Raw genomic sequence first — 21,703 nt, forward strand, 5'->3', positions numbered from 1 at the left:
GTAACGTGTCAAGCCTTGCGTATCGAACCTGTGTCACAGTCGACACAAACAAGGCGACAACAACCGAAAACAAATTCAGTTCAATGACTGGCAATAAATATTTTTGCAGGTCACACTGTATTGCCGTTACTTATTAGCACTCCCGGCGCACTCATCACTATCAACAGATACCGACTAAAAATAACTAACAAGGCACTTACCGACATCCTCTAACATTGTCGGCTTTTAGCTGCCTGATCAATTGCAATGAATAACCTGACTCGGGTATTAAAGTAAGCCTTCAATCCTTATTGAAACTTGCCACCTGTTCCGGTGCGCAACCGTCGCCTGTGTTCCATGACTGTCCAGGATACTTTTATGATTCGTAAATGTTTGTTCCCCGCTGCCGGTTATGGCACGCGTTTTCTGCCGGCCACCAAAGCCATGCCGAAAGAAATGCTGCCGATCGTCAACAAGCCGTTGATCGAATATGCCGTTGAGGAAGCGCGGGACGCCGGGCTGCAACACATGGCCATCGTCACTGGACGTGGCAAGCGTGCGCTGGAAGACCATTTCGATATCAGCTACGAACTCGAGCACCAGATTCGCGGCACTGAAAAAGAGAAATTCCTCGCCGGCACCCGCGAACTGATCGACACCTGCACCTTCTCCTACACCCGTCAGGTGGAAATGAAAGGCCTCGGCCACGCGATCCTCAGCGGCCGCCCGTTGATCGGCGACGAGCCGTTCGCCGTGGTGCTGGCCGATGACTTGTGCCTGAACCTGGAAGGCGACGGCGTGCTGTCGCAGATGATCCAGCTGTACAAGAAATTCCGTTGCTCGATCGTCGCCATCCAGGAAGTCCCGGCTGACCAGACTCACAAGTACGGTGTGATCGCCGGTGAGCTGATTTCCGAAGGTATTTACCGCGTCAATAACATGGTGGAAAAACCGGCACCGCAAGACGCGCCGTCGAACCTGGCGATCATTGGTCGCTACATCCTGACGCCGGACATATTCGACCTGATCGCCGACACCCAACCGGGCAAGGGCGGTGAAATCCAGATCACCGACGCGCTGATGAAACAGGCGCAGAACGGCTGCGTGCTGGCCTACAAATTCAAAGGCCTGCGCTTCGACTGTGGTGACGCCGAGGGTTACTTGCAGGCGACCAACTTCTGCTACGAAAACGTTTACCTCAAAGGTCGCTGAGACGGCTCAAGCATCGCGGATTCACTCATTATTTCAGGCAGGCAACCATGAACATTGCACACTATTCAGCAGAGATTGAACGTGAGGTGGACAACCTTGGAATGATGAGCTGGCTGTCGCGCCATCAGCCGTTGCCCAGCGCCAACGAAACCTGGCTGGGCACGATTCTGCTGGTGGAGCGGATCGGCGTGTTTCCGGCGTCCGGCGATATTCGCCGGCCAATGCGCGATCCCTATCCCCTGCTCGCGCATCTGAAAACGCTGTATGGCGAGCAGGCGCTGGAAATGGATGACCGCGATGGCTTAAAAGTGATCTTCAGCGATTGGCGCTTCCGGGTGCGGATCTGCTGCAACGACCCGGCGATCATCATCAATGTGGAAACCCGTTGTGATGCGCGGTTGATGCCGCAGAAGCTCACCGAATTGCTGGGGCTTATCGATTCCTTCAAGCAGTACCCCTGACCCTTTGTGGAAGCGAGCCTGCTCGCGAAAGCGTCGGCAGCTTCAGCACATGCAGTGCCTGACACGACGCCTTCGCGAGCAGGCTCGCTCCCACACTCAGTTCTTCGCAGCAGCGTTGCAGTCAGTCTTGCCTCCCATGATCCAGCCGTAGAAATAATCGGCAATCACCTTCCCGCCCGTGGCCGGCAGCGGATGAATCTTGTCCGGGCCGATCATCGCCGCGGCGTAGCGTTTGACGTCGGGGCCGAACGCGCATTGCAGGTTGGCGAACCCCAAGTGCTGCTCACGCGCCCAAGGCTCGAGCACCTGCGCATACGCCGCCATCGGATAAGCGCTGGAACGTGTGGTGTCCTGGCGCATGACCAGGTTGATGCTCGCCGCCGGTTGAATCTCACGGAGCATGCCGACCAGACCTTGCACGTTATGCAGATACTGCTCGGGCTTCACGCCGAAACCCTGGTCATTGCCGCCCAGCATGATCAGATAAACGTCGGCGGGGATTTTTGCTACCGCCGCTTTCCACTGCGCCTGCCATTGTCGGTCGGCGTGATAAAAATCCGCCGATGTCGCACCCGAGGCCGCCAGTTTCGACACGCGAATGCCGGGCTGATTGTTGCGCATCCACAGGCCGAACAAAGTCGGCGCGCCTTTCTGCACTTCGAGCCTGAACGACCAGTCTTTCGCGGTGGACAGGCCGGCAAGCGGCACTTCCTGCACGCCTGACCCGGCAAGTTTCAACGGTTGCCAGTCTTGCGCGGGTGACCAGCGATAACGCAGTTCACTGGCTTCGCCATTGCCCAGGTACAACAGCTTCGCCTGAGTCACTGCCGTATCGATGCGCGGCGTAGGGTTGGCATCCACCTGCAGCCACGCGCCGGCGCGACCGGTCACGGTGCGGCTGTCGGGACTGGACTGGCCCAGCTCGGAGACTTTCCAGCCGCCACCAAAGTATTTATCGCTGCTGCGGGTGTATTTGAAGTGCGTACCGCCGAGCGCCGCGCCGTGGTTGAACCCGACATAACCTGGCCCGGCAAAACCGGTTTCACCGGCCACCCGTTGCACCAGTTTGTTCAAATAGAAATCCTGCCCGGCGGTGTAGCTGTCGCCGATCACCGAGACCGACAACACCTTGCCGGCCTTGCCCTCGCGCCACTGGGCAAAGCGCTCGCGAGCGTCTCCCACCTGAATCACCGATGCAGACACGGGTTGGGCGTCATCAACTGCCACCATGCAAAATTTCCTCTAGTCTGGAATGAGCCCCGCGTCGAACAAAATCCCCTGTAGGAGTGAGCCTGCTCGCGATAGCGGTCTGTCAGATACATCATTGACTGATCCAACGCTATCGCGAGCAGGCTCACTCCTACAGAGGTTTGCGTAGGGCATGAATGATTAGCTGCTTTGGGTTTGCACCACGGGGGCGATGACCGCCGCCGGTTTCTTCTTGGTCGCTTTCTCGCCAAGGAACAACACCGAAGTGAAGTTGAACCGGCTGAAAATCATCGCCAACACCACCGGCCCGAGCAAGCCGACACTCAAGCCACCCAGCACCAGCAGGCTCTCATCCTTCACGCCGAGGCGCCCCAGGACAAACCGCGACGTCGCCGCGAACAGCACATGAAACAGAAAAATCGCATAGGAATAGCCACCGAGCCAGGTCAGCGCTTTCGAACGCATGTCGCTGGACAACAATGCGATGCACGACACACACCCCACCGCCAGGCCGATCAGGCTGCGCCGATCAACGATCAACTCGCGATCAATCGCCGCGACGTACAGCAGCGTCAACGAGATCAGCACAAACAGCAGCGGCCCGAGCACCTTGAAGCGCTGTTTCAACACCTCGACATTTTCCTGGCCGATCATCCCTGCGACAAAAAACGGCAGGAGATAAATCGCGCCGTTGATGCCGAACGCATCGAGCGGCAGCGGTGGCAGCAGAAACAACAGCGCAGCGAAGGCAAACAGGCCGTACAGGCGCGTAGCCGAACGCAGCAGACCGCGCCACTCCAGCAGGCCGACGAAGATGAAAATGATGAACACCGCCTGCAGAAACCAGAAGTGGTTGATCGGCACCCAGAACGACAGCAACGCGTCGATCACCCCGACATCCTTATTCACCCCCGGCCCCACCGCTTGCAGCACCGAGAACGGCACGCCGACGCAAAACAGCGGCACGATCAGGCGGCGCACCTTGCCGCGGCAGAACGCGCCGAAGTCATTGCCACGGATCTTGTAGATCGAATAGATGTACCCCGAGATGAAGGTGAACAGCGGCATGCGCACGTACACCATCGAATCGGCGATAACCCGGAACGGCGAGCCGATATCGATCTTCAACCCGCCGCCCAGCGGCCCGATGACGTGGTACAGCACCAGCAGCAGGCATGCCAGGCCACGCAGGGTTTCGATCTCCAGGGACTTTTTCTTGCTCGACATACAGCACCTGCCTCAATTCAGAATTCTGGATTCAACCTGCACCGGTTTGTTCGCCCGCAGCATCAAGCCGAGGCCAACGAACAACACCGGCACCACCATCGAAAAATGCCGGGCAAAGGATCCAAAGTCCGGCTCGAACAGGCCTTGCACCAGCAGGAACGCCAGCGGAATCGCGATCAGTTCCTTGGGTTTGGTCTGGATCGGCGCGCCCTTGTAATCGGTCGAGGTGATGACTTTGAACAGCAGCAACGCAGTCATGATCATCAGCGCAACGAAGATCACCTGACCCGGCCCGGACAGCAGAATCAGCTCTACCGGGAACGACAGGCGGAAGAAAATGATCATCGAGTCCAGCGCCTGCGAGACGAAATCACTGCCGCTGAGCCACGAAACGATCAACGACTTCGAGCCCTCCTCCCCTGCCGTGCGCAGTTCGTTGTTGCTGGCGCGAATCGACGACACCGGAAAACCCAGGGCGATCTGAATCGACATGGCCACCGCGAGGTAAAACAGGAACAACATCAGGAAAAACGTCGTGCGCGACACGTACTTTTTCATCACGCAGACGCCGACCCACGACAGCGAAAACAGAATCCAGTACGGTCGGATCAGCACGCCGTAGATCACCGCCGACAAGAAAAAACCGCCGCGATATTTGCGTGTCAACGAGCTGAGCAGAATGCTCAACACCGCCACCGAGACGATGATTTCCTTGGTCAGGTTTTCGAGGAAAAACGAACGCACGATGCCCCACAGACACAAAGTGCCGAAGATCGTCAGCGGCATGCGCCGGAACACCACCACAGGAATCGCCGTGAGGAAGAAATTGCAGAACATGCCGTAGGCCCAGGCGTTGGTCAGGTTGATCCCGGTGGGCCGCAGCAGGAACGCCGAGCACTCGTAGGACGAGCGATCGGGCGAGAACGGGTTCCAGAAATTGCAGTTGTCGGCGCGCGCATAGGACGACCACAAGGTCATCGCATCCGGGCCTGGATCACGCGGGACCAACAGCGGCATCGCCACCGAGAGAAACAGCCCGGTAAACAGGATCAAAAACGAAATCGAAGAATCGAGTCGCTTGCCGCGAAACTCGATGCACGGCAACTTCAGGCCCATGACAACGCAGCCTTCTTCGCCGCCGTGACGCGGGTCAACAGCGCAATCACTGCGAGTTGCACAACGACGGCGAAAACGTTGCCCCACGCCGCGCCGTAAATCGAGTAATGCTTGATCAGCACGTAGCTGACCGGTACCGAAATCAGCAGGCAGACCGCCGCGCTGGCCAGCGACACACGGCTGTTTTTCGAAGCAATCAAACCGCCCCAGACGATGTCGCCGATGGCCCGCAGCGCAAAGGAAAAAATCAGCACACCGAGGATGGCGTTATCCGGGCGCGGCACGCTGGTGGCGACGTAATCGAGCACCAGATTGAAAAACACGTAGATCGCCACGGCGACAACGGCGGAGACCAGCAGCGAGCGCATCACCCATTTGTTCACGAACAGTTGCTTGACCGTGAACGCCTGCTGATCGGCCTGAAAACGCTTGGCCAACACCGGAATCCCGACCACCGCCACCACCGCATACGACAACGCCTGCAAGGTATTTGCCGCCGACCATGCGTACACGTATTTACCGAGGCTGGCGTAGGGCTCCAGATCGATGATCAGAAAGCGTTCGGCGTACTGACTCAGCGCGATCAAACCGGTGCCGAGGTAGAACGGCAGCCCGGCCTTCCACACGGTGGCGGTGTCCAGCACCGCCGCTTCCCGTCCCTTGTGTACCCGCGCCACGATCAGGTAACCGGCGATAATTACCAGCACGTTGGCGGCGACCCACAGCCACAACACGCTGGCAATGCCTGCCACCCAGCCGAGCATCATCCCGGCCACCGCCAACACCGCCCACAGACCGGTCTTGATGAAAAACAGCGAGGCCCCGGCGGTGGCTTTCTGTGCGGAAAAGACGAACGAGTTGATCTCGAACGACAGGTGTTCGGTGAGCAGTACCAACGTCACGCACAGCACCAGCGCAGCGGTCGCTTCGACCTGCTGGAACAACGAATAAATCAGCACCGTGACCACCGACAACAGCAGCCCTACTGCCAGATACAACAGCAGGACTTTATCGACCACCCGGCGCGAACTGCCGCCAACACTGATCAAGCGATTGATCTCGGAACTGAACCCGACACTGTAGAACTTCGACGCAATCAGCGACGCCGCCACTACCACGCCGTAAAAACCCAGCGCCTCATAGCCCAGGTAATGGGTGATCGCGAGCACCAGCAGAAACTTCGCGCCCAATGCCCCGCCGCGAAGCAACAGGCGAAATATCATCGAACGACACCCTTGATGATCTCGTCCATGGCCACGGATTTTGCCTCGATCTCGCGGCAGGTGTCGGTCAGGCGTTTGCCGAAATCGGCCAAGGCATTCGGCGCGTAAACCGTATTGATGATGGTGTCGACGTCGATGTCGCCGCCATTGATCACCCAGTCTTCGACACCCATGTCCTGATAGGCGCCAAAGCCTTTGCGCTCGTAGCTGATGTGGTAGGCCGGCACGCCGGACAGCAGCGATTCGATGGCGCCGTGCAGACGTACGGAAATCACCAGGTCCGGTTGGTATTTGGCGATTGTGGCTTTCAGCGACAGCAGGTCTTCAGTGATGCCCAGTTCGCGATAGAACGCACCGTCATCGTTGCCGCGCACCGCGCTTTGCACGGCACAGACCACTTTGCTTTTGTTCCTCAGGCGTTGCAGGAGCAATTTCAGATTGGCGACGTAAGCGACTTTTTTCTCTTTGCTCCACTCCGGCGGCTTGCGCAGCACCACGCACACCGTGGCTGGCGACGCGGCGCAACGGGTGAACTTGGGCTGCTGGAGAATCTTGCTGGCCAGCGACTGCACCGCCAGATCCGGCGCGCGGTAGACGTTTTCGCAGGCATCGAAAATTGCCGAGGAACGATTGTCACGGACGAACACCGCGTCGGCACTCGCGTAGTGCTCGACGATCTTGCTGCTTTCGCCGTGGAACGGGCCGATGCTCTGCGGCAGGTACACCGACGGCACCTTGCTGAGAATCGCGGTTTCCAGTTGCTTGGCGTGGCCAATCTTCAACTTGATGTGTTCGAAGGCGCTTTTCGAGCGCATGTATCCGCCACCGACGCCGACGATCAGGTCGGTCTTTTTCAACAGGTCCGCGAGCCCGGCGTAGGACTGGTTGAGAAACACAGCCTGCTTGACCCGGCCCAGCCCTTTGGCCGCCATCACCGGTGCGTCGAAGCGCGGGTGCGGCAAGTAGTTGAAGGAGTCCGGGTCGGAAGCGACGACGCTGATCGCGGTGTCTTCGCCAAAGTTGCGCTGCACCAGGGCAATCGCCAGGTCGACGAGCAAACCGTCACCGGAGTTGGAGGCGCTGTAGCCGTGCAAAATCGTTACGTTCATAAGCGTGAGTTCTACTTAATAAGTGGGAGCGCGATACAGGTCGTAGGTCTGGCGAATCATCAACGCGGCGCTGAAACGCTCGCGGACGATGCTCCGGCCTTCGTTGCCGAGGTCGAGCAGGCGCGGTTTCTGGATGATCGTCAGCACATCGGCGAGTGCCTGGTGGTCGCCGCTGGGGAAGACGTAGCCGGACACTTCGTTGGTGACCAGTTCCGGCAGCGAGGTGCAGTTGCTGGCAATCACCGGCAAACCCATGGCCATGCCTTCCAGTGGCACCATGGCGAAACCTTCCCAGCGACTGGGCACGATCAGCGCATCGGCTTTCTGATACAGCGCCTGCACTTCGCTGGGCGTTACCCACGGCAGGTATTCGACCGAGTCCATCGGCGGGCAATCCACCGAATCCTCGTTCACCGCACTGCCGACCACCGTCAGTTTGAGGTCCTTGCGCTGGACTTTGGCGAAGGCCTTGAGCAGCACGTCGAAGCCTTTTTGATAATCGAGACGGCCGACGAACAGCAGATGGATCGGCTCGGTTCCCGCAGCTTTCGGCGCGTCATCCTTGTGATGGATACCGTTGTAGATCAGCTTCATGCGCTTGCGCTCGATGCCGAACCGCGCGGCTTTGTCGAGCTCGTACTGGCTGACGCAGATGATCACGTCGGTGACTTTTTGCAGCACCCGTTCGATCCACGCATAGACCTTCTGCTTGGTCGGCGAGCTTTCCATCAGAAACGAAAACGCGTGCGGGCAATAGACGATCTGCGGCTTGCGCCACGGTCGCAACAGCACGCAGACACAGCGCCCGATCACTCCGGAAAACGTGCTGTGCAGATGCACCACATCGGGCTTTTCCTTGATCAGTACCTGGCTCAGCCGCCAAGCGAAACGCAACAGCGACGGCACATTGCGACCGGTGCGGGCGAAGGTGCGAATCTGCGGCGGCGCGATGCCGTGCAGTTCCTTTTCCTGATCCTCGGGGACCAGATACACCAGCTCGTAGTTTGCCGCGTCGCCTTCGGGGGAAGCCGAAATCGTGCGGATTACCGTCGCGACGCCACCTTTGATCGTCTCTGCCACGTGCAGTATTTTCTTCACAACTCACCCACTTCAAACAGGAAAGGACAATCGCCAGATTTCAGGATTTGTCGGACGCGTATTCGTAGTTGTAATAGCCGTAGCCACCGTTGCCGTAGTAGCTGGCGGCACGCTTCTCGACGCCGTTGAACACCGCACCCTTGAGCTCGATGCCGTTCTGCGCGAAACGGCGGATGGTCAGTTCGATTTCCTTCGCCGGGTTCACCCCGAAGCGCGTGACGATCAGGCTGATCCCGGCTTCACGGCCGACAATCGCCGCATCGGTAACCGCCAGCAGCGGCGGCGTATCGATGATCACCAGGTCATAGCGCTCGCTGAGCTCGGCCAGCAGGTCGCGGAAATTCGCGTGCATCAGCAGCTCGGAAGGATTCGGCGGCACTTGGCCGCGACTGATGAAATGCAGGTTGTCGACTTCGACGGTGTGGATCGCCTCATCGATGCTGCAGCGCTTGACCAGCAGGTCGGACAGGCCGTTGGTGATCGGCGTGTTGAGGGTTTTGTGCAGGTGACCTTTGCGCATGTCGGCGTCGATCAGCACCACGCGCTGGCCGCTCAAGGCCATGACCGCCGCGAGATTGGACGAGACGAAGGTCTTGCCGACCTGCGGGCTCGGCCCGGAAATCATGATGCGGTTGTTGGTCGAATCGAGCCCGGCGAAGTGCAGGCAGGTTCGCAGGCTGCGAATCGACTCGATCGACAGGTCGGTCGGGTTGCGCAACGCCAGCAGGTACGCCGGCTTGTCGACGCCGTCGCGGGCCCGCCCTTTTCGGCCGTCTTCTTCCTCCTGCAACGCGCTATAAGGAATCGACGCGTACACCGGCAAACCCAGTTGCTCGATCGCCTCCGGACCTTCCAGCCCTCGGCTGAGGGATTTGCGCAGCAGCACCAGCGCCACGCCGACGAAGGCACCAAGGAACGTGGCGATCAGCACGATCAGCGGCTTCTTCGGTTTGACCGGGCTGGTCAGGTCGACATCGGCGGTGTCGACCAGGCGCACGTTACCGACCGCACCGGCGCGGACGATGTCCAGTTCCTGGGATTTGTTGAGTAACTGCGTGTAGATCTGCGAGGCGACTTCGACGTCGCGGGTCAGGTTGAGCAGCTCCTGCTGGGTCGCCGGCAAGTCCTGGACTTTGCCTTCCAGCGATTTCTGTTGCTGGGTCAACTCACCGATCTGGCTCATCAAGGCGCGATAGACCGGATGCTGTTTGGTGAACTTGCGGTCCAGTTCCGCCTGCTGCATTTTCAGCTCGGAGATCCGCGTTTCCAGCGCCACCGACTGGCCCAGCACCGACTGGGTTTCCAGCGAGATGTTCACGGTCTTGCCGTGGGTCTGGTAGGCGTTCAGCGCATCGCTGGCCTTGGCCAGATCACGCTTGACCTGCGGCAACTGACTCTGCAGAAACGCCAGACTCTGCGCCGCTTCCGCCGAAGTCCGCCGCACATTCTGCTCCACGTACAGCGCGGCGATCTTGTTGAGGATCTTCACCGCTTCCGCCGCGTCAGAACTGGCCAGTGCCAAGCGGATGATCCCCGACTCCTTGCCCTGCTCGGAAATATCCAGCGCGTCCTGATAGCCCTGAATGGTCACGATCCGCGGATTGCGCACCACTTCGAAGTTCGTACCGGGATTGGCCGACAACTGCGTGATCAGGCCTTCGACGTCGTCCTGAGCGAACGCTTCGCCGGCGCGGCCTTCGACCAGCAGGTTGTCGTTGTCATCGAACAGCTGGAAGCGTTGCTGCTCGCCGGCAATCAGCGTGAGTTTCTTGCCGAGCAATTCCTTGGGCAGATTGAGCCGGGCGAATTCCAGACGCTCGCCGCCCCAGGCGTAACTGTTCAGGCCGAAGCGCGGCGCGGCGACGCTGGACTCGGTTTCGCCGCGATAACGGCGGGCGAGAAAACCGCCAATCATCGGGAATGTTTTCGGCGTGACATCAATGTCCAGACGCAGGTCGTCGACGGTTTTGCCGATCACCGCGCGGGATTTGATGATGCCGATTTCGGTCACCGACGGCGATTGCCCGCCGAGCATGCTGTTGAGGTCGGAGAAACCGAGCATGTCGTTCTTTTTCGGCTCGACCTGCACCAGCGCATTCGCCAGGTACACAGGCGTGGCCAACACTGCATAAGCCACGCCGGCGACCATGAAGGCGCCGGTCAATGCGCCGATCAACCACTTCTGATCAATCAGGCTGCCGAATATGCCGAGCAGATCAATACTGTCTTGATCATTGTCACGGGTGCCGATTACTGACGGTAACTGCATAAGTCTGTTCTTACCATTGACTGTTCTGAAGAATATGGGTCATTGCCCGAGGCGCTTTGCCCATGAACTAACTGCGTCTTCAATCAATGCGTGGGCATGAATAAAAGCGGCCTTGCCTTGACGATACGGATCGTGTATTTCGCGTTCGCTCTGCCACTTGCCAAGCAAAAACACTTTGCCTCGGGCGTGCGAGGCAATCTTCAGTACTTGATTGACGTGCTGTTTCTCCATGACCAGGATCAGGTCCGAGTCATTGACGATATCCGCAGTCAGTTGCCGCGCCTTGAAACTCTCGGCGCTGTGCCCGTGTTCTTCGAGAACCTGACGCGCAGACGCCTCGACGCCCTCGCCAACCCGTGCCGAGAGGCCGGCGGAGGCCACACTGATGGCCGAGGAACCCAGCGCATTGCGCAACAACAGTTCTGCCGTCGGACTACGGCAAATATTGCCCACGCAGACAACGAGGATCTTTTTGAACAAGGTTTTACTTTCCTGTGTAATGTCAAACGGCCAATATCCCGAGAGCATTCGATTGAACCCTCAAGATCTTTCTGCACTCGGAAATAGATTCGCCCTGTTAGTCCCGAAGTATTAAGTACCACAGCGTTTAAAAGCGCCCCAACCACAATTAGCGGACTAAAAATAACTGTGATTTTCGAGCGTTTGTTTTCCGACAAAAAATAACATTCGTGCACTAAGTTCCAGTACCCCGTTCGAAAATTCAGTAATACGATGATTAATTCGCAGTTGTCATTTCTCTTCGGGAGAGCAGACATGAAACCGACCCATTTCCAACGCGCCGGCGCCTTGACCCTGATGCTGCTGGGCGCGACCAATCAGGCCCAGGCCAGCGAACTGTTTCCCAACCTGCCAACGAGGACCATTGGTGTTCAGGTAAAAATCCAGAGCTTCACCGCCGCCGACGCGGAGCAGATCAAAGCCGCCGGTTTCAGCTTCGTGCGCTTCGGCGTCTGGAGCGACAGCCTCAGCGCCAGGACTTATCAGCAACAAGTCAGCAACGCCTTCGCCGCAGCCAAGTCAGCCGGGCTGCCGGTGCTGCTGACCGTGCGTGCAATCAAGGCGCTGCCGGCCACTACGCCCGCCGAGCTGACGAGCGCCGGCGAGACCTTCGCCAAAGCCGTCAACGGCCTGCAACAGTCGTACAGCACCCAACTGGTGGCGATCGAACTGTGGAACGAGCCGGATCTGGAAACCTATTGGCCGACGCGCAATTTCTCCACGACTTTTGTGCCGTTCATGAGCGGCGTGTGCAAAACCCTGCAGGCACAGCCACAGCTGACCCCGGTGGTCGGTTTCGGCTTCGCCCGGCCACCGAGCGCCGGTTCGGCGTCGACTGTGGCGCTGAGCCGCATCGTCAGTGACTACCCACAATGCCTCGACGCGGTGTCCTATCACCCTTACGGCATGACGGCGACGCAGATCAGCAATGCGCAGACGTTCATTCAACAGAATTTCAATCTGCCGGGCGTGATCAGTGAGTGGGGAGTGTCGGCGCTCGCCTCGAACGGGGGTGTCGAGGGGCAGGCCAGCAAGATCAGCGCATTCATCGCCGATGTCAAACGGCTGAACATCCCGCTGACCTCGATCTACGAATGGCGCAACAGCGCGTCAGGCAGCAACGAACGCGAACAGAACTTCGGCTTGCTGACCTCCGACGGCCAGCCGAAACCGGCGCGACTGTCGGTGGAAACCCAGCTCAACGCCGAGTAGGTCATGGGCGACCGATCTGTTCGCAGTTCGGTTGCTTTGAACCTGTGCGCGGTTTTGGCATCGTATTCATCGGTACCACGCCCCGCCATTCAAACAATCGTTTTCAGGTTGTTGCCGCAGGGGCCATTGAGACACGCAACCGCCCTTGAGTGGCTGTCAGCGCTCGGGTAATGTCACCAGACCCACAGGACAGAGCACGCCCATGACTTCCAAGCTGGAACAACTCAAACAATTCACCACCGTGGTTGCCGACACCGGCGACTTCGAAGCGATCGCCCGGGTCAAACCGGTCGACGCCACCACCAACCCTTCCCTGCTCCTCAAGGCGGCGGCCATTCCGGCCTACGCCGAACTGCTTAATGCCTGCGTCAGCGACTGCAAAGGCGATGTCGGCCTGGCCAGCGACCGCTTCGGCGTTGCGGTCGGCCAGGAAATCCTCAAGGTCATTCCGGGCCGTATCTCCACCGAAGTGGATGCGCGCTTGTCGTTCGACAAGGATGCCGTGCTCAAACGCGCCCATCGCCTGATCGAGCTGTACGACAAGGCTGGCATTGGCCGCGACCGTGTACTGATCAAGATCGCCTCGACCTGGGAAGGCATCCGCGCTGCTGAAGTGCTGGAAAAGGAAGGCATTCAGACCAACCTGACCCTGCTGTTCTCCTTCGCCCAGGCCGCCGCTTGCGCTGACGCCGGTGTGTTCCTGATTTCGCCGTTCGTGGGCCGTATCTACGACTGGTACAAGAAAGCCAACGGCAACGACTACACCGGCGCCGATGATCCGGGCGTGCAGTCGGTCACCCGCATCTACAACTACTACAAGGCCAATGACTACAAGACCGTGGTCATGGGCGCGAGCTTCCGCAACCTCAGCCAGATCGAACAACTGGCCGGTTGCGACCGCCTGACCATCAGCCCGGACCTGATCGACAAGCTGGCTGCCGACACCGGCAAGCTGGAGCGCAAACTGGCGCCAGGCAATGCCGGCGAAGCGCGTCTGAGCCTCAACGAATCGCAGTTCCGCTGGTTGTCCAACGAAGACGCGATGGCCACCGAGAAACTGGCTGAGGGCATTCGTCAGTTCGCCCGCGACCAGGAAAAACTCGAGGCGCTGTTGCAGGCCAAGCTGTGATCTGAGGTGGCGTAATGCAAAAAGGGCAAACCTGTGAGGGTTCGCCCTTTTTTGTGTCCGTCGGGAAATTTCAGTGTTCTGGAGAGAGCTATCGCGAGCAGGCTCACTCCTACAGGGGATCTGTGGGCTAAACGCGAATATGTGTCGAGTGAAGAACCTGTAGGAGTGAGCCTGCTCGCGATAGGGCCAGCAGGCCCTACCCTCATCTCGAGCTATCAATGCCGCTCGAGGGCATTCACCAGGTCATGAAACGCTTCGCGATTGGAATCGTTCAGGCCCATGAGGATCTTGTGCGCTTCGAGCACCTTGATCCGCACCACTTCTTCGGACTGGTCCTGATCCGGCAGGTCGTCCAGGCACTCCGGGCATGGCACCGGGTGGTTGACGATGTTGAACACCTGCTCGAAACCCATCGACTGCAGCAGCCGGGTGATGTCTTCGTGAGTGGTGACGACAGTCGGCAACAGCCCGACCTTTTGCCGCGACAGGATCGACAGTTTGGCCAGCAGGCCAAGGGTCGTGCTGTCGATGCTGCGGGTTTCGGTCAAATCGATCACGATCGCGTTGAAATTCAGCGCGGTGAAGATTTTCTCAATAGTCGCATCCAACGCCGAACACAGGGTCAGGCGAACTTCACCGACGAACTTCAGGACGAAGGTGCCGTCCTGCTCGGCGAACTGGATTCTACCGGTACTCATTAAAGATTCCTGCTCAACACCAACAGGGCGATATCATCCGGCATCTCCCCTAGCGTGGCCAATCCAAACACTTGCCGCAGACCATCCAGGCTGCCGCCCGCCGACTTCACCCGTTGAGGCAAAGCGGCTTCTTTTTCTTTGAGCGTCGGTTCTGGCAAAAGGTCCAGAATGCCATCCGACATCAGCGTCAGGCTGAACGTCGGCGGCAGCTCAAGCACGTGGTCTTCGTAGGTGGCTTCATTGAACAGCCCCACCGGCAGACCACGGCCTTCGAGATAACGAACACTGTCAGGCGTGTACAACACAGGCAACGGCAGATGGCCGCCGATGCTATAGGTCAACAAACCGGTCTCCTCGTCGATGACTCCACCGACCATTGTGACGTGTTTACCCAGCTTACAACTGATCAGCCCCCGGTTGATATGACCGAGCACTTCCGAAGGCTTGAATTCCGGCAATGTGCCGTTGCGCTTGGATTCGAACAGCAAGCGCGTGGTCATGAACTTCAACAGCACGGTGACGAACGCTGAAGACGCGCCATGCCCGGAAACGTCCGCCAGATAGAACGCGACGCGGCGTTCGTCGACGCGGAAATAGTCGACAAAATCACCCGACAGGTACAACGACGGGATGATCTGGTGGGCAAACTGAAACTCGTCAATGCTCCACGGGCTTTCCGGCAGCATGTTCATCTGCACCTGGCGACCGGCGTTCTGGTCCTCCTGGAGCAGATTGAGGCTGGCCTCAAGCTCACGGTTGGCCTTTTCCAGCTTCTCGCGGTAGCGCTGGTTTTCCAGCAGCAGGCGCGCACGATCCAGGGCTCGACGCACGGAATGCTCGAGCACCGCCAGATCTTCGAGAGGCTTGATCAGGTAATCCGCCGCGCCCAGGCGCAGGGCCTCGACCGCGTCGTTCATCACGCCGGCACCCGAAACGACGATCACCGGCGTCTGCGGCGAGCGCTCGGTAACCTGACGAATCAGTTCGAGACCGCCCATCTGCGGCATGCGCAGATCGCAGATGACCAGGTCGGGCGTTTCTTGCTCGAATACCTGAAGACCCTGTTGACCGTTGCCGGCCTGCAGGACGCTGAAACCACTGTCTTCCAGATAGGCCGCGAGACTTGCGCGCACTACCTCGTCATCATCGATTATCAGCAGCGTGGCACTGGTTTTTGGCATGTGGGCAAACGGCGCCAGAATTAGGTTGGCGTAGGTGGCGAGGCCTCGGGCCTTGCACAGACTACTGGATTCGCTTTCTAGCCTCTCTGCTGCAGCGCTTTCAAGCATTCGCTTCGCACGCGGTTTTAAACAGAGGTGCCCTTCTAAGGCGCAGACGGTACTCCCATCCGCAGAGCGTTTCAAGCGTGCGCCGATGGTCGCTTGACGACTTTGTTTGTCAAAGCACCGAGAGTTATAAGAACGGCCGGAAGCGTAACCGGATGGAAGGTCATCCCGCCGGGCCGGGCCTGCTCCACAGACAAAAAAGGCGACCCTGAGGTCGCCTTCCTGTTTTTCGGTCGAAATCAGAAATCGTCTTCGACCTGGCCATCCTTCACCTTGAACTCGCGGTTCTGCAGGTAGGCGTTGCGGATGAACGTGTACTTGTCGCCGCTGATCAGCTTCTCGCTCGACAGCAGGCTGGCACGGGTGTCGACGATGTTCAGGCCAAAGATCGAGTTGCGGGTCGGCACGTGGTCGATGTAGCGGTATGGGCCGGTAAAGCCGTCGACGTATTTCGACGGTGCATCACGCAGGGTACTCGGGCCCATCAGCGGCAGCATCACGTAAGGACCGCTGCCCACGCCCCAGTAGCCGAGGGTCTGGCCGAAGTCTTCATCGCTACGGTTCAGGCCCATCTGGGTGCCGACGTCGAAGAAGCCGAGCAGACCGAACGTGGTGTTGAAGATCAGACGTGCCGTATCGACGCCAGCGGCCGCCGGTTTGGCCTGCAGAATGTTGTTGGCCAGGTTGGTGACGTCACCGACGTTGCGGAACATGTTGTGAATACCGTCTTCAACGAACTGCGGCGTGACGAACTCATAACCCTGCGCCAGCGGCTTGAGCGCATAGGTGTCAACGAAATCGTTGAACTGGAAGATCGGACGGTTGACGCTTTCCCAAGGATCATCTTCCGTGGCCGCCTGGCTGGCCAACGGCGCCAGCGACAGGCCGGCGTAGACACAAAGCTGAGCGAGCGGATGGCTCAAGCGCATAGAAAAACTCCTTGGATTTGTACCGTCGCGGACGTCAGGGTCCGGGCATTAAGGCCGCTAGTATAAGCGTAAACGCCGCTTTGGACAGTCTGGCCGATGCAGCGGTCTGTAGGATCTTTCCGCGCGGGTCGTTCACTTCATTGTCATCCAACTGTCACCGACGCACCCTAGCCTGAGCGTTATTTCAGGGACGTTGCCATGACTCACGCTGAAACCTTGCCCCTCGCCGCCTCGAGCCTGACTGCCGTGCTGTTTGGCCTGAGCGGTTGCCTGGTGGATTTCGGCGCGCGCGCACGGCAACAGGCAAGCGCCCTGCCCGAGCACGCCGAGACCACGCCGGGTGCGCTCGACAGCTTGCGCAGCTTGCGGCGCCAGCAGATTCCCTGTGCCTGGCTGGATGAGCTGCCCGCCGCCCTGACGCAGTCGCTGTCAGCCACGCTGCCGCCCTGGATCAAACCGGCGCAACATTCGGCAACAACAATTCCATGGCCAGCGCCCAACGCTTGTTGGCAAGCGCTGATGGCGTTGAACGTCGAAAGCCTCGATGGTTGCGTACTGGTCAGTGGCGAACCGCGATTGCTGCAATCAGGCCTCAACGCTGGGCTATGGACCATCGGCCTCGCCTCCTGCGGTTCACTCTGCGGGCTGACGCCTGTGGAATGGCAAGCATTGGGCCAGAAGGAGCGCGAGTTGTTGCGTGGCAAGGCGACGATGCAACTATTCGCTCTTGGCGTGCATTCGGTAATCGATCATCTGGGCGAGCTCGACACCTGCCTGGCGGACATCAACCTGCGCCGCCTCAAAGGCGAAAAGCCCTGATCCGGATCATGCAGGTTTGGCGTGAGTGGATTAATCTAAAGGTCAGCCACCGACCTTTGGCGCGCGGCTGCGGTCAATGCCAGTGCCTATTGATAAAAGGAAACCACGATGCCCGCCCAAGAACTGCAAAAACAGCTCGATACCCTGCGCGAGCAGCTGGAACAGAATCCACCGCTGTCGGACGCCGAGCGTGAGGATTTGCACGCGTTGATGGCGCAGATTGAACTGGAACTTGAACTCGAAACCAAGACCAACGATTCGAACATTGCCGACGGCGTGAACCTCGCCGTTGAACGCTTTGAAGTTGACCATCCAACCATAGCCGGCACCTTGCGCAACATCGTCAACGCGCTGGGCAGCATGGGGATCTGACTCCCCCGAAACGCAAAAAGCCCTGCCAGCGATGGCAGGGCTTTTTTCATTTCAACTTTGGCAATGCGTTCCCCTGTAGGAGTGAGCCTGCTCGCGATAGCGGTGTGTCAGTTAACATCATCGTCAGCTGACACACCGCTATCGCGAGCAGGCTCACTCCTACAGTTGATCTTTATTGACGCACCAGCCGATGATTCGGCAGTTGTATGCTTTCAGTGCTGCGATACGGGTTGATATCCAGCCCACCGCGACGCACATACCGCGCAAACACCGTGAGTTTCTCGGGTTTCAACAAGCGCTGCAGGTCGAGGAAAATCCGCTCGACACACTGCTCATGAAAGTCCGAATGCTGGCGGAAGCTGACGATGTACTCGAGCAGGCTGGCGTGATCCAGCGCCGAGCCACGATATTCCACCACCACACTGCCCCAGTCCGGCTGGCTGGTCACCGGGCAGTTGGATTTGAGCAGATGGCTGTGCACGCTCTCCTCGACGATGCGCGAATCGTCGCAACGCAGCAGTTCCGGGCGCGGATGTTCGTAGTTGCTGACGCTGATATCCAGATCATCAATGCACACGCCCGGCAACGCCACGACGCCTTCCGCTTCGACCTCTTTGAGGCTGCGAACTCGCACGCCCACCGGTTTGCCGGCCGCGGCGGACAAGTCCTTGACCAGCGTCGCCTCAAGGGTGGCGATGTCAGCGAACGACGTCTGGTTCAGCGAATTCAGATACAGCTTGAACGACTTCGATTCGATGATGTTCGGCGAATCGGCCGGGATGCTGAATTCACCGATCGCCACCACCGGTTTGCCCGAGGGCAGCAGCCACGACAGTTCGAAGCAGTTCCAGAAATCCACGCCTTTATACGGCAGGGTTTCGGCGGTCAGGCCAAGCTCGGCCCATTTCGCGGTGCGCGGAATCGGAAACAGCAGGGACGGCGTGTACGTGGCGATGTATTCGCTGGATTTGCCCAGCGGCGAATGTTCGGCTGCGGGATGCATGGCGGAAACCTGACTGAAGAATCAGCGGATTCTACCAGCCTTTGCCCGCGCCTTTCAGTGCTTACTGACTGACAGTCAACGTGCCGACCATGCCGGCCTGATAATGCCCGGGAATGTTGCAGGCAAATTCCAGACTCGTCGCCTTGTTGAAGGTCCAGGTCAATTCAGCAGTCTTGCCCGGCTCGACCAGCACGCTGTTGGGATCGTCGTGCTTCATGCCGTGGCCCATCGCTGCGTGCTCCGTGCCGGTCATGCCGTGGGACATTTCCTTGATGCCGGTAGGCGTGAGCATGCCGCTTTGTTGCATCTGCAACATTTCCTGCTGGTGCCTGGCATGCATCGCGGCGTCACCGAGGTTGAATTCGTGCAGCAACTGGCCCTTGTTCACCAGCACAAAACGAATCGTCTCACCGGGCTTGATCTGGAGGGTCTTGGGATCGAACGACATATCACCCATGACCACCTCAACGCTGCGAGAAGCCTGGGCGGCCGACGCGGGTTGACCAAAATCGAACGTGTGCGCCGGCGCCGCCCACACCGGTGCGCTCAGCGCCAGCAGAGCGGCGGCCAACATCAGGGATTTACGCAAAAACATGTTCATGCTCCAACAAAATAAGGTTCAGCCTGTGGGACACTCTAGCCGCCATGCGCTGGCACTCACCTGACAGGCAGATTACAACTTTGTCAGGTTGGCACCTGCCGCGTGGGGCCAAGGTATAACGCTATCGTTTGCACACCGGAAAACACCCGAGCCGCCCATGAAACTGTTGATTGTCGAAGACCAAGCGAAAACCGGCCAATACCTGCGCCAGGGCCTGACCGAGGCCGGGTTCAACACGGAGCTGGTGGCTGACGGCAACAGCGGCCAGCAATTGGCGCTGAGCGGTGATTACGCCTTGCTGATCCTCGACGTGATGCTGCCGGGGCGCAGTGGCTGGCAGATCGTCCAGGCAGTGCGCAGTGCCGGACTGGATACGCCGGTACTTTTTCTCACGGCCAAAGACGCGGTGGAAGACCGGGTTCACGGCCTTGAGCTCGGCGCCGATGATTATCTGGTCAAGCCTTTCGCCTTTTCCGAACTGCTCGCGCGGGTGCGCAGTCTGTTGCGTCGCGGCAGCGCCACCCCGCAGGAAACCAGCCTGCAACTGGCTGATCTGCGCCTGGACCTGATCCGCCGCCGTGTCGAGCGTAGCGGTCAGCGCATCGACCTGACCGCCAAGGAGTTCGCCCTGCTGGAAATGCTCCTGCGCCGCCAGGGCGAGGTGTTGCCGAAGTCGCTGATCGCTTCGCAGGTCTGGGACATGAATTTCGACAGCGACACCAATGTCATCGAAGTGGCGATCCGCCGTTTGCGCCTGAAGATCGACGACGACTTCCCCGACAAGCTGATCCACACCGTGCGCGGCATGGGCTACGTGCTCGAAGAGCGTGGCGCCTGATGCGCAGGCTGTCGTTGAGTTCGCGTCTGGCCCTGCTGTTTGCCGCCTGCACTGCCGTGGTGTCGCTGTTCGCCGGCGTGCTGTTTAATCGCGCTAGCGAGGCGCATTTCATCGAACTCGACCAGCAGCAATTGGAGACCAGACTCATCGGCCTGCGTCGCGCCTTGCAGGATATTCAGCCCGCTCAACGCGACGCGCGCCTGGCAGATGAACTGAGCCGCCAGGCCGATCTCTCACTGCGGATCTCCAGCGGCGACGGCCAGCACTGGTATGACAGCTCGGCACAAATTCCGCAAAACCTGCCGTTGCAACCGGGCCTGTCGACGATTAGTACTGGCGGTACCGATTACCGCGTACTGCGCGCCCCGCTGTACCCGGACACGGCGGATTCACCGCAGCTAACGCTGCTGCTGGATATCACCCACCACCAGCATTTTCTGCAACGCATGCAGCGCCTGATCTGGCTGACCATGGGTTTGTCCGCGCTGGCCACCGCGCTGCTCGGCGCTTGGGCGGCGCGCAGCGGTTTGCGTCCGTTACGGCAAATGAGCGCGGTGGCTCGGGGGATTTCCGCACGGTCGCTCGATGCCCGCCTGCCGGAAACGCAAATGCCGCCCGAGCTTGCCGAATTGGCTCACAGCTTCAACGCCATGCTCGTACGCCTCGACGACTCGTTTCAGCGGCTCTCGGCGTTCTCGGCCGACATCGCCCATGAGCTGCGCACGCCGTTATCGAACCTGCTGACCCACACCCAGGTCACCCTCACCCGACCTCGCCCGCTCGAGGACTATCGCGAAGCGCTGCACAGCAACCTCGAAGAACTGCAATGGATGGCGCAACTGGTCAACGACATGTTGTACCTGGCCAAGGCCGATCACGGCTTGCTGGTACCCAAACGCGAAGCGCTGGAATTGGCGGATGAAAGCGATGCGCTGCTGGAGTTTTTTGCGCCGCTGGCAGAGGACGCCGGAATTGAATTGAGTCGAGAGGGCCAAGCGCGGATCGACGGTGATCGCGGCATGTTGCGCCGAGCGTTGTCGAATCTGCTGGATAACGCGCTACGGTTTACCCCGCCTGAAGGTTATGTGCGGCTGAGCATTGCCGATCAGGCGAACTCTGTTCGCGTCTGCATCCAGAACAGTGGAGAAGGAATTTCAGAGGAGTTGCTGCCGCGGTTGTTTGACCGCTTCTACCGGGCTGATCCGGCGCGCCAGGAAGGCTGCAATGAACATGCGGGGCTGGGGTTGGCGATTACCCAATCGATCGTTCGCGCCCATGGCGGGCAGATTCATTGCGAATCGGAAGCCGGGGTGACGCGGTTTGTGATCCAGCTGCCTAAGGGCAAATGAGGCCAGCTGTACCGGCCTCATCGCTAGCAGGCTAGCTCCCACAGG

Annotated in this window: 21 protein-coding genes; 8 read left to right on the plus strand and 13 right to left on the minus strand. The window is 59.2% G+C overall.

Features of this window, described 5'->3' with window-relative positions; all coding sequences use genetic code 11:
• Positions 1–357 precede the first annotated feature (357 nt).
• A complete protein-coding gene (galU, locus tag BLU52_RS15780) occupies positions 358–1,191 on the plus strand; it encodes a UTP--glucose-1-phosphate uridylyltransferase GalU (protein WP_090284675.1) in 834 nt (277 codons plus the stop codon).
• A gap of 47 nt (positions 1,192–1,238) precedes the next feature.
• On the plus strand, positions 1,239–1,652 hold the full coding sequence (locus BLU52_RS15785) for a phosphohexomutase domain-containing protein (protein WP_090284677.1): 414 nt from the start codon (positions 1,239–1,241) through the stop codon (positions 1,650–1,652).
• Between the two features lie 96 nt (positions 1,653–1,748).
• Here BLU52_RS15785 and BLU52_RS15790 read toward each other — a convergent pair whose 3' ends face one another.
• The 8 genes from BLU52_RS15790 to BLU52_RS15825 form a co-directional block, all read right to left on the minus strand.
• Complete coding sequence (locus BLU52_RS15790) at positions 1,749–2,882, minus strand: SGNH/GDSL hydrolase family protein (protein WP_090284679.1); 1,134 nt, start codon at positions 2,880–2,882, stop codon at positions 1,749–1,751.
• 159 nt (positions 2,883–3,041) lie between these two features.
• Entirely contained in the window at positions 3,042–4,088 is a 1,047-nt protein-coding gene (locus BLU52_RS15795; protein WP_090284681.1) for an acyltransferase family protein, read from the minus strand.
• A gap of 12 nt (positions 4,089–4,100) precedes the next feature.
• Positions 4,101–5,204 carry a hypothetical protein gene (locus BLU52_RS15800; RefSeq protein ID WP_090284683.1) on the minus strand — a complete coding sequence of 368 codons (1,104 nt, stop codon included), beginning with the start codon at positions 5,202–5,204 and terminating at the stop codon, positions 4,101–4,103.
• Complete coding sequence (locus BLU52_RS15805) at positions 5,195–6,427, minus strand: MATE family efflux transporter (RefSeq protein ID WP_090284685.1); 1,233 nt, start codon at positions 6,425–6,427, stop codon at positions 5,195–5,197. The genes BLU52_RS15800 and BLU52_RS15805 overlap by 10 nt, the downstream gene beginning before the upstream one ends.
• Positions 6,424–7,536 (minus strand): polysaccharide pyruvyl transferase family protein, encoded by a 1,113-nt coding sequence (locus BLU52_RS15810; RefSeq protein ID WP_090284687.1) that lies wholly within the window; start codon positions 7,534–7,536, stop codon positions 6,424–6,426. Before BLU52_RS15810 ends, BLU52_RS15805 begins: the two co-directional genes overlap by 4 nt.
• A 15-nt stretch (positions 7,537–7,551) precedes the next feature.
• Complete coding sequence (locus BLU52_RS15815) at positions 7,552–8,634, minus strand: glycosyltransferase (protein WP_090284689.1); 1,083 nt, start codon at positions 8,632–8,634, stop codon at positions 7,552–7,554.
• Positions 8,635–8,674: 40 nt separating this feature from the next.
• The gene (locus tag BLU52_RS15820; RefSeq protein ID WP_090284691.1) at positions 8,675–10,903 is read right to left on the minus strand and encodes a polysaccharide biosynthesis tyrosine autokinase; all 2,229 of its coding nucleotides are present in this window, start codon (positions 10,901–10,903) and stop codon (positions 8,675–8,677) included.
• Positions 10,904–10,942: 39 nt separating this feature from the next.
• Positions 10,943–11,383 (minus strand): low molecular weight protein-tyrosine-phosphatase, encoded by a 441-nt coding sequence (locus tag BLU52_RS15825; protein ID WP_090284693.1) that lies wholly within the window; start codon positions 11,381–11,383, stop codon positions 10,943–10,945.
• A 294-nt stretch (positions 11,384–11,677) separates the two neighbouring features.
• Here BLU52_RS15825 and BLU52_RS15830 point away from each other — a divergent pair, with 294 nt between their 5' ends.
• Both BLU52_RS15830 and tal read left to right on the plus strand, forming a co-directional pair.
• Positions 11,678–12,634, plus strand: a complete 957-nt coding sequence (locus tag BLU52_RS15830) for a cellulase family glycosylhydrolase (RefSeq protein WP_090284695.1) — start codon at positions 11,678–11,680, stop codon at positions 12,632–12,634.
• 202 nt (positions 12,635–12,836) lie between these two features.
• Positions 12,837–13,763 carry a transaldolase gene (gene tal / locus BLU52_RS15835; RefSeq protein WP_090284697.1) on the plus strand — a complete coding sequence of 309 codons (927 nt, stop codon included), beginning with the start codon at positions 12,837–12,839 and terminating at the stop codon, positions 13,761–13,763.
• 215 nt (positions 13,764–13,978) lie between these two features.
• Here tal and rssC read toward each other — a convergent pair whose 3' ends face one another.
• From rssC to BLU52_RS15850, 3 genes are all read right to left on the minus strand, one after another.
• Positions 13,979–14,461: an anti-sigma factor antagonist RssC gene (rssC, locus tag BLU52_RS15840; RefSeq protein WP_003226553.1), complete on the minus strand. Its 483-nt coding sequence runs from the start codon at positions 14,459–14,461 to the stop codon at positions 13,979–13,981.
• The gene (gene rssB / locus BLU52_RS15845; RefSeq protein ID WP_090284699.1) at positions 14,461–15,642 is read right to left on the minus strand and encodes a two-component system response regulator RssB; all 1,182 of its coding nucleotides are present in this window, start codon (positions 15,640–15,642) and stop codon (positions 14,461–14,463) included. Before rssB ends, rssC begins: the two co-directional genes overlap by 1 nt.
• Before the next feature lie 344 nt (positions 15,643–15,986).
• Positions 15,987–16,676: an MlaA family lipoprotein gene (locus BLU52_RS15850; protein ID WP_090284701.1), complete on the minus strand. Its 690-nt coding sequence runs from the start codon at positions 16,674–16,676 to the stop codon at positions 15,987–15,989.
• Between the two features lie 198 nt (positions 16,677–16,874).
• On the opposite strand from BLU52_RS15850, the gene BLU52_RS15855 reads away from it, so the two are divergent.
• Together BLU52_RS15855 and BLU52_RS15860 are read left to right on the plus strand one after the other, a co-directional pair.
• Positions 16,875–17,495 (plus strand): phosphatase, encoded by a 621-nt coding sequence (locus BLU52_RS15855; protein WP_090284703.1) that lies wholly within the window; start codon positions 16,875–16,877, stop codon positions 17,493–17,495.
• Positions 17,496–17,603: 108 nt separating this feature from the next.
• Entirely contained in the window at positions 17,604–17,867 is a 264-nt protein-coding gene (locus BLU52_RS15860) for a DUF4404 family protein (RefSeq protein WP_090284705.1), read from the plus strand.
• A 172-nt stretch (positions 17,868–18,039) separates the two neighbouring features.
• Here the strand turns inward: BLU52_RS15860 and queF are convergent, their stop codons facing one another.
• Both queF and copI read right to left on the minus strand, forming a co-directional pair.
• Positions 18,040–18,870 (minus strand): NADPH-dependent 7-cyano-7-deazaguanine reductase QueF, encoded by an 831-nt coding sequence (gene queF, locus BLU52_RS15865; protein WP_090284707.1) that lies wholly within the window; start codon positions 18,868–18,870, stop codon positions 18,040–18,042.
• 61 nt (positions 18,871–18,931) lie between these two features.
• Positions 18,932–19,465, minus strand: a complete 534-nt coding sequence (gene copI / locus BLU52_RS15870; RefSeq protein WP_090284709.1) for a copper-resistant cuproprotein CopI — start codon at positions 19,463–19,465, stop codon at positions 18,932–18,934.
• 163 nt (positions 19,466–19,628) lie between these two features.
• On the opposite strand from copI, the gene BLU52_RS15875 reads away from it, so the two are divergent.
• Both BLU52_RS15875 and BLU52_RS15880 read left to right on the plus strand, forming a co-directional pair.
• Positions 19,629–20,309 carry a heavy metal response regulator transcription factor gene (locus BLU52_RS15875; protein ID WP_090284711.1) on the plus strand — a complete coding sequence of 227 codons (681 nt, stop codon included), beginning with the start codon at positions 19,629–19,631 and terminating at the stop codon, positions 20,307–20,309.
• Positions 20,309–21,658 carry a heavy metal sensor histidine kinase gene (locus tag BLU52_RS15880; RefSeq protein ID WP_090284713.1) on the plus strand — a complete coding sequence of 450 codons (1,350 nt, stop codon included), beginning with the start codon at positions 20,309–20,311 and terminating at the stop codon, positions 21,656–21,658. Before BLU52_RS15875 ends, BLU52_RS15880 begins: the two co-directional genes overlap by 1 nt.
• Positions 21,659–21,703: the final 45 nt, after the last annotated feature.

Origin of the sequence: Pseudomonas granadensis, from assembly GCF_900105485.1 — a bacterium.
Classification (GTDB): domain Bacteria; phylum Pseudomonadota; class Gammaproteobacteria; order Pseudomonadales; family Pseudomonadaceae; genus Aquipseudomonas; species Aquipseudomonas granadensis.

Excerpts from the sequence above, each read along its gene's own strand:
- BLU52_RS15850 (WP_090284701.1), bottom strand. The coding sequence starts at position 16,676 with ATGCGCTTGAGCCATCCGCTCGCTCAGCTTTGTGTCTACGCCGGCCTG.
- tal (WP_090284697.1), top strand. The coding sequence starts at position 12,837 with ATGACTTCCAAGCTGGAACAACTCAAACAATTCACCACCGTGGTTGCC.
- BLU52_RS15800 (WP_090284683.1), bottom strand. The coding sequence starts at position 5,204 with ATGGGCCTGAAGTTGCCGTGCATCGAGTTTCGCGGCAAGCGACTCGAT.
- BLU52_RS15860 (WP_090284705.1), top strand. The coding sequence starts at position 17,604 with ATGCCCGCCCAAGAACTGCAAAAACAGCTCGATACCCTGCGCGAGCAG.
- BLU52_RS15830 (WP_090284695.1), top strand. The coding sequence starts at position 11,678 with ATGAAACCGACCCATTTCCAACGCGCCGGCGCCTTGACCCTGATGCTG.
- BLU52_RS15785 (WP_090284677.1), top strand. The coding sequence starts at position 1,239 with ATGAACATTGCACACTATTCAGCAGAGATTGAACGTGAGGTGGACAAC.
- galU (WP_090284675.1), top strand. The coding sequence starts at position 358 with ATGATTCGTAAATGTTTGTTCCCCGCTGCCGGTTATGGCACGCGTTTT.
- BLU52_RS15790 (WP_090284679.1), bottom strand. The coding sequence starts at position 2,882 with ATGGTGGCAGTTGATGACGCCCAACCCGTGTCTGCATCGGTGATTCAG.
- BLU52_RS15880 (WP_090284713.1), top strand. The coding sequence starts at position 20,309 with ATGCGCAGGCTGTCGTTGAGTTCGCGTCTGGCCCTGCTGTTTGCCGCC.
- BLU52_RS15810 (WP_090284687.1), bottom strand. The coding sequence starts at position 7,536 with ATGAACGTAACGATTTTGCACGGCTACAGCGCCTCCAACTCCGGTGAC.
- BLU52_RS15805 (WP_090284685.1), bottom strand. The coding sequence starts at position 6,427 with ATGATATTTCGCCTGTTGCTTCGCGGCGGGGCATTGGGCGCGAAGTTT.
- copI (WP_090284709.1), bottom strand. The coding sequence starts at position 19,465 with ATGTTTTTGCGTAAATCCCTGATGTTGGCCGCCGCTCTGCTGGCGCTG.
- rssC (WP_003226553.1), bottom strand. The coding sequence starts at position 14,461 with ATGAGTACCGGTAGAATCCAGTTCGCCGAGCAGGACGGCACCTTCGTC.
- queF (WP_090284707.1), bottom strand. The coding sequence starts at position 18,870 with ATGCATCCCGCAGCCGAACATTCGCCGCTGGGCAAATCCAGCGAATAC.
- BLU52_RS15820 (WP_090284691.1), bottom strand. The coding sequence starts at position 10,903 with ATGCAGTTACCGTCAGTAATCGGCACCCGTGACAATGATCAAGACAGT.
- BLU52_RS15855 (WP_090284703.1), top strand. The coding sequence starts at position 16,875 with ATGACTCACGCTGAAACCTTGCCCCTCGCCGCCTCGAGCCTGACTGCC.
- rssB (WP_090284699.1), bottom strand. The coding sequence starts at position 15,642 with ATGCCAAAAACCAGTGCCACGCTGCTGATAATCGATGATGACGAGGTA.
- BLU52_RS15795 (WP_090284681.1), bottom strand. The coding sequence starts at position 4,088 with ATGTCGAGCAAGAAAAAGTCCCTGGAGATCGAAACCCTGCGTGGCCTG.
- BLU52_RS15875 (WP_090284711.1), top strand. The coding sequence starts at position 19,629 with ATGAAACTGTTGATTGTCGAAGACCAAGCGAAAACCGGCCAATACCTG.